This is a genomic window from Nocardia sp. NBC_01499, from assembly GCF_045040275.1.
In the GTDB taxonomy this organism is placed as follows: domain Bacteria; phylum Actinomycetota; class Actinomycetes; order Mycobacteriales; family Mycobacteriaceae; genus Nocardia.
Genome location: NZ_CP109426.1, coordinates 8,008,952 through 8,025,714, shown reverse-complemented (window position 1 = coordinate 8,025,714; position 16,763 = coordinate 8,008,952). Strand labels below are relative to the sequence as shown.

17 protein-coding genes and 1 pseudogene are annotated in these 16,763 nt (G+C 65.1%); 9 read left to right on the top strand and 9 right to left on the bottom strand.

Translation table 11 applies throughout. From position 1 onward, the window contains the following. Positions 1–222: 222 nt before the first annotated feature. The 3 genes from OG203_RS36740 to OG203_RS36730 are packed head-to-tail and all read left to right on the top strand — an operon-like array spanning position 223 to position 2,704. Entirely contained in the window at positions 223–582 is a 360-nt protein-coding gene (locus OG203_RS36740; protein WP_405161797.1) for a hypothetical protein, read from the top strand. Between the two features lie 23 nt (positions 583–605). Next, a complete protein-coding gene (locus tag OG203_RS36735; protein ID WP_405161796.1) occupies positions 606–1,295 on the top strand; it encodes a response regulator transcription factor in 690 nt (229 codons plus the stop codon). Further along, entirely contained in the window at positions 1,292–2,704 is a 1,413-nt protein-coding gene (locus tag OG203_RS36730; protein WP_405161795.1) for a sensor histidine kinase, read from the top strand. The genes OG203_RS36735 and OG203_RS36730 overlap by 4 nt, the downstream gene beginning before the upstream one ends. On the opposite strand, the gene OG203_RS36725 is transcribed toward OG203_RS36730, so the two are convergent. The 3 genes from OG203_RS36725 to lepA all read right to left on the bottom strand — a co-directional run bounded on the left by OG203_RS36725 (position 2,685) and on the right by lepA (position 5,952). Continuing rightward, positions 2,685–3,278, bottom strand: a complete 594-nt coding sequence (locus tag OG203_RS36725) for a Uma2 family endonuclease (RefSeq protein ID WP_405161794.1) — start codon at positions 3,276–3,278, stop codon at positions 2,685–2,687. The genes OG203_RS36730 and OG203_RS36725 overlap by 20 nt on opposite strands. Positions 3,279–3,439: 161 nt before the next feature. After that, positions 3,440–4,057 carry a Uma2 family endonuclease gene (locus OG203_RS36720; protein ID WP_405161793.1) on the bottom strand — a complete coding sequence of 206 codons (618 nt, stop codon included), beginning with the start codon at positions 4,055–4,057 and terminating at the stop codon, positions 3,440–3,442. A gap of 35 nt (positions 4,058–4,092) precedes the next feature. Beyond that, a complete protein-coding gene (gene lepA / locus OG203_RS36715; RefSeq protein ID WP_405161792.1) occupies positions 4,093–5,952 on the bottom strand; it encodes a translation elongation factor 4 in 1,860 nt (619 codons plus the stop codon). A gap of 300 nt (positions 5,953–6,252) precedes the next feature. Between lepA and OG203_RS36710 the strand changes: the two genes are divergently transcribed. After that, a complete protein-coding gene (locus OG203_RS36710; RefSeq protein ID WP_405161791.1) occupies positions 6,253–6,804 on the top strand; it encodes a type II toxin-antitoxin system PemK/MazF family toxin in 552 nt (183 codons plus the stop codon). A 79-nt stretch (positions 6,805–6,883) separates the two neighbouring features. Here the strand turns inward: OG203_RS36710 and OG203_RS36705 are convergent, their stop codons facing one another. The 4 genes and pseudogenes from OG203_RS36705 to OG203_RS36690 all read right to left on the bottom strand — a co-directional run. After that, entirely contained in the window at positions 6,884–7,669 is a 786-nt protein-coding gene (locus OG203_RS36705; protein WP_405161790.1) for an aquaporin, read from the bottom strand. Positions 7,670–7,766: 97 nt separating this feature from the next. Then, positions 7,767–8,609, bottom strand: a complete 843-nt coding sequence (locus OG203_RS36700; RefSeq protein WP_405161789.1) for a transglutaminase domain-containing protein — start codon at positions 8,607–8,609, stop codon at positions 7,767–7,769. Continuing rightward, the gene (locus OG203_RS36695) at positions 8,606–9,577 is read right to left on the bottom strand and encodes an alpha-E domain-containing protein (RefSeq protein ID WP_405161788.1); all 972 of its coding nucleotides are present in this window, start codon (positions 9,575–9,577) and stop codon (positions 8,606–8,608) included. Before OG203_RS36695 ends, OG203_RS36700 begins: the two co-directional genes overlap by 4 nt. Positions 9,578–9,932: 355 nt before the next feature. Next, positions 9,933–11,558 (bottom strand): annotated as a pseudogene (locus tag OG203_RS36690) (circularly permuted type 2 ATP-grasp protein); the annotation flags it as partial. Between the two features lie 325 nt (positions 11,559–11,883). Here OG203_RS36690 and rpsT point away from each other — a divergent pair. Both rpsT and OG203_RS36680 read left to right on the top strand, forming a co-directional pair. Continuing rightward, positions 11,884–12,144, top strand: a complete 261-nt coding sequence (rpsT, locus tag OG203_RS36685; RefSeq protein WP_364728132.1) for a 30S ribosomal protein S20 — start codon at positions 11,884–11,886, stop codon at positions 12,142–12,144. A gap of 164 nt (positions 12,145–12,308) precedes the next feature. Continuing rightward, a complete protein-coding gene (locus OG203_RS36680; protein WP_405161787.1) occupies positions 12,309–12,560 on the top strand; it encodes a hypothetical protein in 252 nt (83 codons plus the stop codon). On the opposite strand, the gene OG203_RS36675 is transcribed toward OG203_RS36680, so the two are convergent. Continuing rightward, entirely contained in the window at positions 12,544–13,416 is an 873-nt protein-coding gene (locus OG203_RS36675) for a helix-turn-helix domain-containing protein (RefSeq protein ID WP_405161786.1), read from the bottom strand. The genes OG203_RS36680 and OG203_RS36675 overlap by 17 nt on opposite strands. 187 nt (positions 13,417–13,603) lie before the next feature. Between OG203_RS36675 and OG203_RS36670 the strand changes: the two genes are divergently transcribed. The 3 genes from OG203_RS36670 (at position 13,604) to OG203_RS36660 (ending at position 15,504) form a co-directional block, all read left to right on the top strand. Continuing rightward, positions 13,604–14,674 carry an aldo/keto reductase gene (locus tag OG203_RS36670; RefSeq protein WP_405161785.1) on the top strand — a complete coding sequence of 357 codons (1,071 nt, stop codon included), beginning with the start codon at positions 13,604–13,606 and terminating at the stop codon, positions 14,672–14,674. Positions 14,675–14,792: 118 nt separating this feature from the next. Further along, positions 14,793–15,020 carry a hypothetical protein gene (locus tag OG203_RS36665; RefSeq protein ID WP_405161784.1) on the top strand — a complete coding sequence of 76 codons (228 nt, stop codon included), beginning with the start codon at positions 14,793–14,795 and terminating at the stop codon, positions 15,018–15,020. 10 nt (positions 15,021–15,030) lie between these two features. Next, a complete protein-coding gene (locus OG203_RS36660) occupies positions 15,031–15,504 on the top strand; it encodes a GNAT family N-acetyltransferase (protein ID WP_405161783.1) in 474 nt (157 codons plus the stop codon). An 83-nt stretch (positions 15,505–15,587) separates the two neighbouring features. On the opposite strand, the gene OG203_RS36655 is transcribed toward OG203_RS36660, so the two are convergent. Next, positions 15,588–16,616 (bottom strand): LCP family protein, encoded by a 1,029-nt coding sequence (locus OG203_RS36655; RefSeq protein ID WP_405161782.1) that lies wholly within the window; start codon positions 16,614–16,616, stop codon positions 15,588–15,590. Positions 16,617–16,763 lie beyond the last annotated feature (147 nt).

Here is a 16,763-nt window from a genome sequence, read left to right as displayed (position 1 = left end):
AACGGAAGCCCTATTTCTAGTGGGTTACCCAACCGGACATAGACTCCAATTTGCACCATGACCAGGTCTGATTCCGCTGCGGTCGAATCGCGTCGCGCGCAGGTCGACGAGAACCTAAGAGTTCTCTAACGATTGCTCAACAAGTGGTGAAGATCCTTTGCTTACCGTCGATTTCGTCGGACCAGTCGGACCGGCAGCATCGATCTGAAGGAGTCACCCCTCATGACTGCACTCATCGGACGCCGCGTCGCGGCCGTGCTCAGCGGGACCGCGCTCACCGCCGCCCTGATCGCTGGCATGGCGGGCGCCGCCTCGGCACAGCCGGGACTGCCCGCGCCCGCGCAGCCCGGTCCCCGGATCATGATCGACCCGATCGCACCGGCCGAGCCCACCGTCTGTCCCGAGTTCGGTCCGGACGGCTCGGTGGTGATCACCCACGGCCAGGGCGACGGACCGTGGGTCACCATCGAACGCGACGTGCCGCCCGGTGCCGTGCCCGCGACCCCGCTCGACACCGTCCCCGGCCAGGTCTCGCCCGCGGTCCCCGCCGAACCGGGGTGCGTCGTCGCCAGCGTCCGCTGACCGGCCAGGACTAATGTTGATCCATGACCGGACACCGGATCTTGGTCGTGGACGACGAGGTTCGTGTGCTCGCGTCGCTACGACGCGGGTTGGAGCTTTCCGATTTCGAGGTGGTCACCGCGGCCGACGGCGGCGAGGCGCTGGCGATGGTGCGCGCCACGTCGCCCGACGCCATGGTGTTGGACGTGAATATGCCGACCTTGGATGGTGAGGGCGTGGTCACGGCATTGCGCGCGATGGGAAACGACATCCCGATCTGTGTGCTGAGCGCGCGCAGCGCCGTGACCGACCGCATCGCCTGCCTCGAACGTGGCGCCGACGACTACCTCACCAAACCCTTCGACCTCGGCGAACTGGTCGCCCGGCTGCACGCGCTGCTGCGCCGCCGGGTCACCACCGAACGACCTGGCGCGCAGGTGCGGGTCGGTCAGGTGCAGATCGACCTGGCCGGGCACCGGGTGCTTGCCGCGGGCACACCGGTCGACCTGACCAAACGAGAATTCGAGGTACTGGCCATGCTCGCCGATAACCCTGGCATCGTGCTCGGTCGCGAGCAAATCCTTGCCACGGTATGGGGTTACGACTTCGCCACCGATACCAATGTGGTCGATGTGTTCGTCTCGTATCTGCGGCGCAAGTTGGAGGCGCCCGGCGCGGCGCGAGTGGTGCACACCGTGCGCGGCGTGGGCTTCGTACTGCGGGAGCAACCGTGAAACGCTCGCCATCGCTGCGAACTCGGGTGGCGCTGGTTTCCGGCGTTGTCGCCGCGCTCGTCGCGCTCACGCTGACCATCACCTTCGCGGCGTTGCTGAACGCGACCGGGGAGCGGCAGTTGGACGAGACCGTTTCATCGATGGCGGTCCGAGTTGCGACTCCGCTGAAAAATGTTCCGGCAGAACGGATTCCGTCCCCTCCACCGGCCGCCGCCCCACCACCGGCCGCTGCCCCGCCACAGGCCGCCGAGCCACCGCAGGCCGCCGCGCCACCGCCTCCCGCGGCGACGGCCGGAGCCCCCGGATACGTGACCGAAGCGCCGTACGCGGCGAAAGACATCCCCGATGAGGCCACCGTCGCTCGGCGAGGCAACCTGCCACCCGACGCAGCGGTCACCCGCGTCGACGGCCTCCCCGGCGTGCTCGTCTCACTGGACCCGAACCGCGACGTGGTCGCCTCCGCCATCCACCGCAGCCAGTTGATCGGCCTCGGCATCGGCGTCGCCGGCGCGCTGATCGCCGCGCTGCTCGGCTGGTTCCTGGCCGGTTACGCCGCCCGGCCGCTGCGCAGACTGGCCACCGCCACCCACGGCATCGACACCCTCGAGGAACTACCGCCGCTATCCGGCCAAGGCGCCAGGGAGGCGGAGGAACTCTCCGACGCCATCACCCGCATGCTCGCCCGGCTCGAAGCCGCCCACCGCGCCACCAACCACGCACTCACCAGCGCCCGCGACTTCGCCGCCGTCTGCGCCCACGAACTGCGCACCCCGCTCACCGCGCTGCGCACCGACCTACAAGTGTTGGCCACCAAGGAGATTCCCGCCGAACAGCGCGGCACCATCCTCACCGAGGTGCTCTTCGCCGAACAACAGATCGAGAACACCCTCACCGACCTCGAACGACTCGCGGTGGGCGAACTCACCGAGCCCGACCTCTTCGAACCCTTCGACCTCTGCGAAACCCTAGACCGCGCAGCCCAAGACGCCCAACGCCGCCACCCCGACGTCCGCATCGCCCTCACCGAATGCGAGCCCGTCACGGTAACCGGCCTCCCCGGCGGACTCATGCTGATCGTCACCAACGCCGTAGCGAACGCCGTCCAACACGGTCACGCCGACACCGTCACCATCACCGTCAACCCCGCTACCGACAACACGGTCGAGATCCTCATCGACGACGACGGCACCGGCATCCCAGAAACCCTATGCCCCAACGCCTTCGACCGTTTCGTCAAAGGCCCCGGCTCCCCCGGCTCCGGCCTCGGCCTGGCGCTTGTCCGCCAACAAGCCGAACTCCATTCCGGCACAGCCGAACTCGCGAAGAGTCCGTTGGGCGGAGTGCGCCTGCGGGTACGCGTCGCGACAGTTCCGCAGTCAGTGGCAGAGGTCAGCGGCCCAATCCGGTGAGCTCTATGTCCATATCGAACGGGACCGACGTACGCAACCACCCGTTATGCATCGGTGTCGGGATGGAAGGCTCGTAGAGTTTCGTGGTCTCGTCCAGCTGGAAGGCGTACACGACCGGCTCGAAGTTCTCGGACTCTATCCGCCAGTAGTTCGGTATCCCGGCCGCTGCGTAGTCCATCGGTCGGATCCAGCGATCTTTACGGCGAGTTCCCGGCGAGACGATCTCCACGGCGAGGCGGACAGCAGACTTCGGAAGCACGTTCTCCGCGGGATTCGCTGCCGCTGACTCGATGACAAGAATGTCAGGGATCGGGGCGAAGTCGTCTGCGAGCTCGATCGACTGCTCCATCTCGACCGAAAGATCTAACGGGCAGAGCGCCTCCATCGCAACGGTGAGTCGTCGCAGCACACGGTTGTGCCACATCGACGCCGACGCCATCATCACGGCCACCCCATCCTCGAGCTCGTATCGGAACCCCGGGTCATAACCCGCCCTGACATCGGCGACGGTCAGACCGTCGGGAGCGTACCCGCCGTGGTGCGGCAGCCCACCATAGTGCGGCAGCATAGCCATTTCCGCCTCCTCGGTTGCACTCCCCGTGACTGGGAATCCTGCCTCATGCGTGGTGCCCTATGAAAGCATTATCGCGCAGTTTTGCCGACGTGTGCTTAGTCGGCCTACGTGCCCTTCGGCTTATCCGAATGCCGGGTTGGATAGCTGAGCCCGGCCGGGTCTCAGATCCGTTCGAGATCCTCGAACGAGACGCTTACCTTCATTGCCTCGGGCAGGTCCACGCCAAGTGCGCCTCGATGCGAGAAGACGAGTTGGTAGTTGCGGCCGCTCCAGTCCAGCCGGTACTCCTCGATCGAGTGGACGTGATCACCGTCCATGACCACGATCAGGTAGACCGGAATGCCCTGCGCCGCATACTCGGCCCGCTTGTCGTTGAAGTCGACTTCCACATCGGACGAGGTGATCTCGATCGCGACCAGCACGTCGTCCGACCAGAGATGAGCGCCAGGTTTCAGGCAGTGCAGCACGCTGATGTCGGGGCGCCGAAAGGTGAACTTCTTGCCGTCTCGCATGGAATGCGGGTTCCGGCTCCGGAAGCGCATATCGGTGTCCTGCAAGACGTCGATGCACGGCGCATCGGGCCCGTCCGGACGTGCCGTCAGCAGCGTCATCGTCAAGTTTCGCGATACTCGCTGATGCCCGGGTGTCGGAGACTGACAGAACACGACCAGGCCGTCGACGACTTCGATTGTCCGACACACCTCGGCAGGCAACGCCTCGTACTGCTCCTCGGTGACGACCAGACTGGACGGGTCGGTGGCCCAGGTAGGCAGCGACATGACCGAACTCCTTCGCGATCAGTGTGCGGTCGACACTACTTCCCCTTCGGCTTATCCGACGCCGCGTCCGACGACAACGCCGCCACGAACGCTTCCTGCGGCACCTCGACGCGCCCGATCGTCTTCATCCGCTTCTTGCCTTCCTTCTGCTTCTCCAGCAGTTTGCGCTTACGGCTGATGTCGCCGCCGTAGCACTTGGCGAGCACGTCCTTGCGGATGGCGCGGATGTTTTCGCGGGCAATGATTTTCGAGCCGATGGCGGCCTGGATGGGCACCTCGAACTGCTGGCGCGGGATGAGTTCGCGCAGCTTGGTTGTCATCTTGTTGCCGTAGGCCTGCGCGGCGTCCTTGTGCACGATCGCGCTGAACGCGTCCACTGCTTCGCCCTGCAGCAGGATGTCGACCTTGACCAGCGCCGCGTCCTGCACGCCCGTCTCCTCGTAGTCGAGGCTGGCGTAGCCGCGGGTGCGTGACTTCAGCGAGTCGAAGAAGTCGAAGATGATCTCCGCCATCGGCATGGTGTAGCGCAGCTCGACACGGGTCTCGGACAGGTAGTCCATGCCGCCGAGCTCGCCGCGGCGACTCTGGCACAGCTCCATGATCGAGCCGATGAACTCGCTCGGCGAGATGACGGTGCATTTCACCATCGGTTCGTAGACGTGCCGGACCTTGCCCTCCGGCCAGTACGACGGGTTGGTGACGACATGCTTGCTGCCGTCTTCCATCTCTACGGTGTAGACCACGTTGGGTGCGGTGGAGATCAGGTCCAGATCGAACTCGCGCTGCAACCGCTCGCGGGTGATCTCCATGTGCAGCAGGCCGAGGAAGCCGCAACGGAAGCCGAAGCCAAGTGCCACAGAGGTTTCCGGCTCGTAGGTGAGCGCGGCATCGTTGAGCTGGAGCTTCTCCAGCGCGTCGCGCAGGTCCGGGTAGTCGGAGCCGTCGACCGGGTAGAGACCCGAGTACACCATCGGGCGCGGTTCGCGGTAGCCGACGAGCGGTTCGGTGGCACCGTTACGCGCGGCGGTCACCGTGTCACCGACCTTCGACTGGCGCACGTCCTTCACGCCGGTGATCAGGTAACCGACCTCGCCGACGCCGAGCCCCTGGGTCGGCTTCGGCTCCGGCGAGACGATGCCGATCTCCAGCATCTCGTGCGTCGCGCCGGTGGACATCATCTTGATCTTCTCGCGCGGGGTGAGCTTGCCATCCACCACGCGGACATAGGTGACCACGCCGCGGTAGGTGTCGTAGACCGAGTCGAAGATCATCGCGCGGGCGGGCGCGTCGGAATCACCGACGGGCGCGGGCACGGTCTTGATGACCTCGTTGAGCAGTTCGGTCACACCGACGCCGGTCTTGCCCGATACCCGCAGCACGTCGTCGGGTTCGCAGCCGATGATGTGCGCGATCTCGGCCGCGTAGCGGTCCGGGTCGGCGGCGGGCAGGTCGATCTTGTTGAGCACCGGGATGATCGTCAGATCCTTGTCCAGCGCCAGGTACAGGTTCGCCAGCGTCTGCGCCTCGATGCCCTGCGCCGCGTCGACCAGCAGCACCGCGCCCTCGCAGGCTTCCAGTGCGCGCGACACCTCGTAGGTGAAGTCGACGTGGCCCGGCGTATCGATCAGGTGCAGCACGTAGTCCGTGCCGTCGACCTGCCACGGGAGCCGCACGTTCTGCGCCTTGATGGTGATGCCGCGCTCGCGCTCGATGTCCATCCGGTCCAGGTATTGGGCGCGCATCGCCCGCTCCTCGACCACACCGGTCAGTTGCAGCATCCGATCGGCCAGCGTCGACTTCCCGTGATCGATATGCGCGATGATGCAAAAGTTCCGGATCCGAGACGGATCGGTGAACGTCGTGTCGGCGAAGCTGGCGGGCACTCCACTCCTCATGGGTATTGGCAAACTGCCGTCTATCGTCCCATGAGCAGTGCGAAGCTCCCGCCAGCGGTGTGCTCGAGCGCGGCAGGCCTGGCGTTTCCCGGTCGGGAACAGTGGGCGCCCACACACTCGGTGCCATCCTGCTATGACTCGATTTCTATCCGCGATCCGCTTCCATCCCTGCTAGCGAGGGCCTTTGCGGGAGCTTGCCGTCCGATGCTCCATCGCAAGCCCAGATCAGCAAATTCGTAGTTGGCAGAAGGTGGTCGCGGCGCGGATGAGAAGACGGCGGTGCGCCGTTATATTGCGAATATGGCCCGAAGTTGGAACTCCCTCGGCAAGCAGCTCGGACTGATCGCGAAGGAGCAGGGTCCCAAGATCGTCAGGCAGCAGGGACCGAAGCTGGTTGAGCGACTGGTCGGGACGCTGACCTCGCGGCGGACGCCCGCGGTGAAGGTGCGGCCGACCGCGTCGACCCCGGTGCCGACGGCCGAGCGTGCCCGCCAGATCGTGTACTCACCGCAGTTGGACGGGCGGGCCGATCCCGGTGAAATCGTGTGGACCTGGGTGCCGTTCGAGGAGGATCCGAGCAATGGCAAGGATCGACCGGTGCTGGTGGTCGGGCGGGATCGCCGGACACTGCTCGGGCTGATGCTGTCGTCGAAAGCGGACCGGGCGCACGACCCGAACTGGGTCGGTATCGGCAGCGGCAGTTGGGATCCCGAGGGCAGGCCGAGCTGGGTTCGGCTGGACCGGGTGCTCGATGTGCCAGAAGACGGTATCCGCCGCGAGGGAGCCATCTTGGCCCGCAAGACATTCGACCTCGTCGCGCACCGGCTGTGCGCCGAATATGCTTGGCACTGAGTCGAATACGGATCGAACTCCGCCGAATAGCAACGGGCCCACCGACACCCGGAGATGCCGATGGGCCTGTCGGATCAGTTCAGGAGAGCAGGTTGCGCGAGCGACCGAACAGCAGCCCGTACACCAGCGCGCCGAGCGCGCCGCCGATCAGCGGGAACACCACGAAGGCCCAGACCTGCCCCATCGCACCGTCCTGATAGGGCGCGACGGCGAGGCTGCGGGCCGGGTTGACCGAGGTGTTGTCTACCGGGATCGAGATCAGGTGGATGACCGCCAGCGTGACGCCGATCGACAGACCGGCCAGCGGCACATCGGAGAGCTGATCGGTCGAGGCGAGCACCACGAACACCAGCAGCGCGGTCAGCATGACCTCGATGATGATCATCGCGGCCATCCCGTACCCGTTCTGCAGCACGACCTCGCCGAGCGGCCCCTTCTGCGCCGACGGACTGTGATGTCCCCAGCCGTTCGCGCCGAGCCCGTTGACCGCGCGGTCATAGGACGGCAGATTCTTCGCCAGCGCGAACAGCACAAGCCCGGCCAGGAACCCGCCGATCAACTGCGCGATCCAATACCCGACCGCCGTCACCACGCTGATCCGGCCGAGCAGCAGATGCCCCACCGTCACCGCGGGATTCACGTGACAGCCGGAGATCGGCCCGATCGCGTAGACAAGGAACAACAGTGTGAGCCCGAAGGCGAGCGCCACCCCGAGCGCGCCGACCCGCTCCCCCGCGAGCACCGCGGTGCCGACACCGCCCATCACCAGAACAAAGGTGCCGAGCGCTTCCGCGCCCCATTTCTTGGTGTCGGGAATGGGCCCGTATTCGGCGACCTCTTCGACAAACTCTTGAGCCGTTGACATCTGTCCACCTTCCGCGTTCCAGACGAGTAGCTATTGCCAGCCGTGGTACCGCTTAGAAAACAGAGCCGTTCAAGATCAACGGGTTGTATCACGGACGCTACGCGAGTCGGGTGATCTCTACAACGACCTCGAGATCTGTGGAGCCACCTCCGGAGAATATGCCTTTCAACGGCGGCACATCCGCGTAATCGCGGCCGACACCGACCGAGATGTGCTGTTCGTTGATGGCGATGTTGTTGGTCGGGTCGTAGCCCCACCACATGCCGGTCCACGCCTCTATCCAGGCGTGTGACTGGCCGGCCACCGTCACGCCGATCTCGGCGGCCGGGTTCGGGTGCAGATAGCCGGAGACGTATCGGCTGGGAATGCCCATGCTGCGCAACAGCACCAGGGTCAGGTGCGCATAATCCTGGCAGACGCCTTGGCGTTCGGCGAACGCCTGCACCGCCGAGGTGTGCACCGAGGTGGTGCCCGCGAGATAGTTCATCTCCCGATGCACCCATTCGGCAGCGCGCACAACGGCTTTCGCGGGCGGCAGGCCCTTGGCCAACTGCTTGGCGATACTTGCCAGCTTGCGATCGCTCGGCACATACGAAGTGGGCGCGAGCATTTCGTCGAAACGGTCGACGATCCGCGCGGTACGCAACTGATCCCAGTCCAACTCCTCGGCCGGACCGGCGAACGGCTCGGTCTCCACCACCGACGAGCCGGTGACCTCCAATTCGGTATGGGGAGCGTGCAAGTCGAACGCGGTGACCGCGGTGCCCCAGTAATCGGTGTAGCGGTAGGAGCGAGTGGAGGGCTCCGTCTCGACTCGATTGAGGATCACGTTCTGCCTGCTGTCGGCACGCGGCGTGAGCCGAGCCTCGTTGAACGACCGCGTCACCGGCGCGTCATAGACATAACCGGTGGTGTGCACCACCCGGATCCGCCAGCTCATACCTCCCCCTCCACCTGAACTTGGCCGTCCCGATTACTGTGCAGATCGGTCCACGCCACCCAGGGCGCCGCATGGAAGTACTGCAGCGCGATCGCCTCGCTGACGTCACGACATGCCTTCTGCAACAACAGCAATCGATTTTGCAGATCCTCCAGCAGCACACCAGGCGGCAGGAACTCGAGCTCGCTACGCGCGCGCCCGAGCAACCGCTGCGCCTCATGCCTGGCCCCGACCCGGCTGCTCGGCCGCTGATCCAGTTCGGCAAGACAGGTTTCCGCCACCCGTACCGAGTGGAACACCGATCGCGGGAAAAGCCGGTCGAGCAGGATGAATTCGGCGACCAGGTTGGCGTCGAGCGCGCCGCGATGGGTGCGTAGATAGGTGTCGTGCGCCCCGGCCGAGCGCAGCACGGTCACCCAGGCGGGCGAGGAGGTGCGGTCACCGGCGCGCGAAAGTAACAGCCGCACAGTCATATCCACGCGTTCGATGGATCGGCCGAGCAGCAGGAAGCGGTAGCCGTCGTCGCGGCTGAGCGTGGAGTCGGACAATCCGGCGAACATCGCCGCACGATCCTGCACATAGTGGAAGAACTCGTGCGGACCGAGACTGCGCGCCGCCTTCTCCGCCACCGCCAGCCCGATATAGGTCGCGTTCAAACATTCCCACATCTCACTGGAGGTGACTTCCCTTGCCCCCCTGGCATTTTCACGAGCATTCGCGATCGAATCGATAATCGAGCCACCGTCGTGACTGAAGGCGACAAGATCGGTAACCGACCAGACATCCAACGTCCCGTCCGGCGGCTCGATACCGAGCACCCGCAACAAGACTCGGGAAGTCCGATCCGGATCAACGGTCGCGTCCTCGAGCAGCTGATGCACCGCGACATCGAGAATCCGCGCGGTATCGTCAGCGCGCTCTACGTAACGTCCGATCCAATACAGGGATTCCGCATTGCGAGCCAACATCAGCGCATCACCACCCTTGCCGCTGCTGAGATTGCCTGCCCGGCGACTGACGCTGTTGGCGTTCCGATAATCGTTCGCCCGGCGACTGGCCCTGCTCGTCCTCGGATAGCCGCCCACCCCGCGATCGACGCTGCTCATGGTCCGGCGGCCGACTGCCTTGCGACTGACGCTGTCCGGTCCCCAATAGTCGCCCACTGTGGGGCTGGCGCTGCTCGTGCTCCGATAGTCGCCCACCTTGCAACTGGCGTTGTTCCTGTTGCTTCGATAGTCGATCACCTTGCAACTGAGGTAGTTCGTGTTGCTTCGATAGTCGCCCACTCTGCGACTGCCTCTGCTCCTGCTCCGGTAGTCGCCCTCCTTGCGACTGCCGCTGCTCTTGCTGTTGTTGCTGCTGTTGCTGATTCGCCTGCGACGCCGTCAGATCGCGTCCCACCTCCCGCGAATCCGATTGCGGCGGTTCACCAACCAACTCGGCACCGGACAGTTCCCGATCCGCCAGCGAATCCCGCCCGGACAACACCCAGGTGTCCTTACTCCCCCCGCCCTGACTGGAATTGACCACCAGCGACCCCTCTGGCAGCGCGACCCTGGTCAGCCCGCCGGGCAACACCCAGATCTGGTCACCGTCGTTGACCGCGAACGGCCGCAGGTCGACGTGGCGCGGCACCAGCTCGTTCCCGACCTTCGTCGGCACGGTGGACAGCTGCACCACCGGCTGTGCGACCCATCCGCGCGGGTCCGCCCTGATCCGTCGGCGCGAGGCGTCCAGTTCCCGCGGCGTCGCGTCCGGCCCGATGACGATGCCGTACCCGCCGGAACCCTCGACCGGCTTGACCACCAGCTCGGCGATCCGATCGAGCACCTCGTCGCGCTCGTCGTCCAACCAGCAGCGGTAGGTGTCGACGTTCGGCAGCACCGGCTTCTCGTTGAGGTAGTACTCGATGATCGTCGGCACGTAGGCGTAGATCAGCTTGTCGTCGCCGACGCCGTTGCCGACCGCACTGGAGATCACGACATTGCCCGCCCGCGCGGCATTGAGCAGGCCGGCGACGCCGAGCACCGAGTCCGGCCGGAAATGCATGGGATCAAGGAACGTGTCGTCGATTCGGCGGTAGATCACGTCGACCTGCCGCTCACCCGCCGTGGTCCGCATGTACACGAGGTTGTCGCGGCAGAACAGGTCCCGCCCCTCGACTAGTTCCACGCCCATCTGCCTGGCCAGCAGCGAATGCTCGAAGTATGCCGAGTTGTACACACCGGGCGTGAGCACGACCACCGTCGGATCCGCCTCGTTCGGCGCGGCCGACTTGCGCAGCGCCGCGAGCAGGTGCCCCGGGTAGTCGCCGACCGCACGCACCCGGTGCGAGGAGAACAGGTCGGGGAAGACCCGCGCCATGGTGCGCCGGTTCTCCATCACATACGACACCCCGGACGGCGAGCGCAGGTTGTCCTCCAGCACCCGGAAGTCGCCGCGCTCGTCGCGAATGAGGTCGATACCGGCCACATGGATGCGCACCCCGTTCGGCGGCACTAGCCCCGCGGCCTCGCGATGGAAGTGCTGACACGAGGTGACCAGGCGTTTCGGGATCACCTCGTCGCGCAGGATGTTCTGCTCGCCGTACACGTCGGCGAGGAAAAGCTCCAGCGCGACCACCCGCTGCTTGATCCCGCGCTCGAGCTTGGCCCACTCGGCGGCCGCGATCACCCTCGGCACCAGATCCAGCGGGAATGGCCGTTCCTGCCCGGACAGGGAAAAGGTGATGCCCTGGTCGATGAACGCGCGGTCGAGCGCGTCCGAGCGTGCGGCGAGGTCTGCCACATCGATCGGCGCGAGCGCGGCGAACAGTCCCTTGTACGGCTGCCGCACCCGGCCCGCGGCATCGAACATCTCGTCGAACGCGTCGGCGTAGCGGCCCGGGCGATAACCCTCGAATAGCCCTGGGGGCGCGACCTTGCCGTTGCCGACGGCCCGCCCGTTCATACCGACCGGTCCGGACGCGCCGGATCGCGCCGAACGTGGCGGGGAGGCGGGAGTCATGCAAAAATCGTGCTACACGCAGCGGCAATGCTGTGTGTGACACAGGTAAATTTCTCGCATCACTAGTCCGCTACTGGCGAATTGCCCGGTCATTACACCGACCGGTTGGTGTCTTTTACCCAGGCGGTCCAGTGCTGATTTCGTGCGCCGACCGGCGGCTGGTATCCTCGACCTTCGGCGTTGCGTTACCCGTTTACCGAGGGTGCGACGCACGCGTACGAACTTTCCAGCACAAACCACTCAGCGACAGGAACACGAGGAAACAGGCGTGGCCAACATCAAGTCCCAGTTGAAGCGGATCCGTACCAACGAGGAGGCGCGCAAGCGTAACCAGTCGGTCAAGTCCGCGCTGCGCACCGCGATCCGCAGCTTCCGGGAAGCCGCCGCGGCCGGCGACAAAGAGAAGGCCGCCGCGCAGCTTCAGACCGCGAGCCGCAAGCTCGACAAGGCTGCCTCGAAGGGCGTCATCCACGCCAATCAGGCCGCCAACAAGAAGTCGGCCCTCGCGCTGGCTCTGAACAAGATCTGATTTCCCGGTACCGATCCGGTACCGCATGTTTGTGACGCAGCCGCCGTGGCCTCGACGACCACGGCGGCTTTTGTCGTGCTCATGACCTGCTCAGCAGACTGTTCATCTCCGAGGATTCCGGATCGGGCCACAGCCTGTCGGTGGTTCCAGCTACCATTCGGCGCATGGTTACCGTTTACGCCAATCAGACCGTGGTCCGTGGCGAGGATCTGCCGGACGTGATCCGGGCCGCCGAGGTCCTTGGCATCGGGGTGAAGATCGAGAACGTGATGGTTCCCATCGACGATGAGGGCAATTACTCGTTGGAGTGGGTTGTCACGCGGGACGACGAAGTACCTGTCTACGACGACTGGGAGGGCCGCTATGAAGAGTCCGAGGAAGAAGAAGAGGAGCTAGTACTCAGCTCTGTGGAGTGAGTCCTGGCGGTGTCCGATCGACCAACGGCGCCGGATCGGCCGCAAGCCGGTCCAGCGCCGTCTGAGAATCCTCATCGGCCGCTCGATAGATGATGATGCGCTGGTCAGGATCCTGTATCGGCATCAGCACCTCGTAATTGACCACCACCTGCCCGACAATCGGGTGCCGCAGCGGCTTGGCCCCTCGACCGTTCACCTTGACGTCGTGCTGGGCCCATGCCCGCTCGAACTCGGCGCTGCGGGTGAAGTCGGCGATCAGATCGCCGAGCACCTGATCCTCGGGATGCGCCGCCCAGGCGGCACGCAGATCGGCGATGCCCTCGCGGATGATGCGCTCACGCTCCACGTAGAAATCGCGCATGCTCGGCTCCATCAGGCACAGCCACATGGTGTTGCGATGCCGCGGCGGCAGCGTGTCGAAGTCGATGATCAGCCGCGCCATCTCCCGATTCCAGGCCAGGATGTCGTAGCGATGGTTGACAAGCATCGCCGGTAGTGGCGACAGATCGTGCACCAGCATGGCCAGCGCGGGCGCGGGCGCGGTGCTCGGCTTTCCAGCGTTCGGCTGCCGCTGCTTGGCCAGATCGAACAGATAGGCGCGCTCGTCGGTATCCAGCCGCAGCGCACGGGACAGGGCCTCCAGCACGTCCGCGGACGGGCGCAGGCCGCGCCCCTGCTCCAGCCGGACGATGTAGTCGGTACTGACCCCCGCCAGCTCCGCGACTTCCTCACGCCGCAGCCCCGGCGTGCGCCGCGCCTGCCTGCGCGGCGGCAGCCCGAGGTCGCCCGGCGTCAGGCGTTCGCGCCGGTCCCGCAGGAAAGCCGCCAATTCCTGTGTTGGATTCGCCGCGCTCACGGACCCCCTGTGGCCGTCGGTTCCCACCTTCGCGCCGTTTCTCGCGTTCACAGTTCCAGTCATCGCCTTTGATGTTACGGCTGCATAGGACTCGCTTTCCCAGGAAAAAGCTTCCCTTACCCATCTCCGCGCACAGTTCCAGACTGGGTTTCATCAACAAAGACGCACCAACGACAAGGAGCTGGACATGTCCGGAGCACTCACCCTCGATACCTACCGGCTGCTCGGCCGCTCGGGTCTTCGGGTGTCTCCGCTGTCTCTCGGCACGATGACCTTCGGCGCCGACTGGGGTTGGGGTGCCGATAAAGACGAGGCGCGCAAGATCTTCGACACCTACCTCGATCGCGGCGGAAACTTCATCGACACGGCGAGCCAGTACACCAACGGCACCTCCGAGCAACTGCTCGGCGAATTCACCGCGGACAATCGCGAAAGCCTGGTGCTTGCAACGAAATACACGATGCTGCGCCGCCAGGGTGACCCCAATTCCGGTGGTAACAACCGCAAGAGCATGTTCGCCTCGGTCGAGGCGAGCCTGCGCAAGCTGAACACCGACTACATCGATCTGCTGTACCTGCACGTCTGGGATTTCATGACCCCCGTCGACGAAATCCTGCGTGGCATGGACGATCTCGTGCGTTCGGGCAAGGTGCTCTACGTCGGCATCTCCGATGCGCCGGCGTGGCAGGTGTCGCGCATGCAGACGATCGCCGACCTGCGCGGCTGGTCGCCACTGGTCGCGCTGCAGATCGAATACAGCCTGATCCAGCGGACCGTCGAACGTGACCTCATCCCGATGGCGCGGGAGATGGGTCTCGGCGTTATCCCGTGGTCGCCGCTCGGCAGCGGCGTGCTCACCGGCAAGTACACCCGCGACGACCTGGACCACGAGGCGGACAGCTCACCCGAGGGCACCCGCAAAAACGTTGCGGCGGCACAGGGTTCGCTCACCGAGAACTCGTTGGCCATCGCCGATGTGGTGAAGGAGGTCGCCGGCGAGATCGGCAAGACGCCCGCCCAGGTCGCGCTGGCCTGGACGTTGCGCAATCCCGGGGTGACCTCGCCCATCATCGGTGCGCGCACCACCAACCAGCTCGAGGACAACCTCGGCGCGCTCGAGGTCGAATTCGACACCGCACAGCTGGCTCGACTGGAGCGGGCAAGCGCCATCGAACTCGGCTTCCCGCACGACATGCTGGCGGCACCGATGACCCAGGGCGTCATCTCCGGCGATCTGAAGATCCAAAAGCGCTCCTGAGCAACGGGTTACGCGGCGGTGCGAGTATGCCTCGCACCGCCACGCAAGGCTGTGCCTTTCCGGCATTGCGGTGAAATCCCCGGCCTTACCGGTGACAACACCGAACGCGGAGGACCCAGTGGATAGCCCGCGACCGCGCTGCCGATACACCCTCGCCGAGCTGATCACGCAACTGCGCGAATCGGCCGGATCGGCGCACCGAGCGCCCGGCGTGAGTCCGCTGGATCCGTTGGTAGACATCATGATTCATGGCAACGACAGCACGTCCGCTTGCAGGATCCGCGAGATGCCCGCTGAGCAGGCAAGCGCGGCGCTCGATCGGGTACTGCGCAACCCGTTTCGCTAGTCTTGCCGATATGGATCTGGCGGCACGGGCGTACGACAGTCCGGATGCGCGGAAGCTGATCGCGGCGATCCAGCAGGACCTGGTGGCGCGCTACGGCGAGCCGGATGCGAGCCCGACCGATCCAGCCGAGTTCGAACCACCCCGCGGTACATTCCTGATCGGCTATCTCGACGGCGTTCCGGTGGCCTGCGCTGGCTGGCGTGCGCACGACAGCGACGAGCCCCACTTCCGTGACGGAGATGCCGAACTCAAACGTATGTACGTGGCCGTCGAGGTTCGCGGCCGCGGCCTGGCCAGGCAGCTACTGGCCGCCGTCGAGCAGAGCGCCGCGGCGGCCGGGCGGCGGCGGATGGTTCTGGAGACCGGTGCTATGCAACCGGAGGCCATCGCCCTTTACGTCTCCGCGGGTTACTTGGCGATCCCCGGTTTCGGTATTTACCTCGGCATGCCCGAGAGTCGATACTTCGGTCGAGATTTGCGCTGACCACGGGTCGGGGCGTGCCGATCACCACTGCCCAACGCGCTCACCGCCGCGAGATCGATTCTGGTACAACGCTTTCCAGCAGGTCAGTTGACGCAGGGGATGGTGTCGCCGGTAATGGTGGCGTCGACCGGCTTTCCGACATCCGGTGTCGGCATTGCGGATCCAGCCTGCGGATCGGTGGTTGACAGCGTCTGCGGGTGGGCCGGATTGAACAGTGCGACAGTGGGATCCGGGTCGCCGAACGCGGCGCGCACCTCGCGGCGGATGGCCGCGGGGTCGATGATATTGACGTCCTGACCGTTGATGTTGTCGTAGCGAAGCACCGGAAGAGTGCGGAATTCGACGGCAGGGCTCTCGGACGAGCCGAGGGTGCGCAGGAAGTCGGTGATGTTCCAGCCGTCGGACAGCACGATATTGCGGTGCGCGACGTCCATCAGCGCGGACAGCTTGCCGACATCGGTGAACGTGCCCGCCTGCCGCAGATCGAGCGCCACCGAGGTGAGAAATGCCTGCTGACGGTGGGTCCGATCGAGATCGCCGTTCGTCAAGCCGTGCCGCTGCCGGACAAACGCCAGCGACTGGGCCGGATCGAGCCGCTGCCTACCCGCCGGGAAATCGGCACCGGAGTAGTAGCTGTCGTTCACCGGCTTGTTGAGACACACCTCTACACCGCCGAGCGCCTTGGCCAAGTCGTAGAAGCCCGCCAGCGTGACCTCGCCGAACCGATCGATCGGCACCCCGGTCAGATCCCGAACCGCCTGCACAATCGAAGCCCGTCCCGCCTCGCGCCCCGCCCGCTCCAACGCCTTGCTGTCGGTCACGCCTTGACTGATCAGCTGATCCTGCACGGCTGCCTTCTTCAGGCCATACGCTTCCTTGATTTTCACGTTGGTGTAGCCGGGAATGCCGGACACCTTGACGTAATCGTCACGCGGAATCGACACCGCAACAATCTTTTTCATATCCGCCGGAATATGAACCAGAATCAGCGTATTCGCGTTGTACCCGCCCTCTTCACCGTCCCCCGCATGCAACTGATCAAGGATCTCCTTCGGCAGATCATTCCCATCCTGATCCTTGCGAGTGTCCAGCCCGATCAACAGAACATTCACGTCCCCCGCCAACGATCGAGGCGCATCCACCCCCAACGCCGCCGATCTGGTGAATCCCCTGTCGAACCGCCCCTCCGTCGCAAACCCAACAGCGGTGCCAACCAACACCACTATCGACAATCCCCCAACCACCACTTTCAGCAAGGT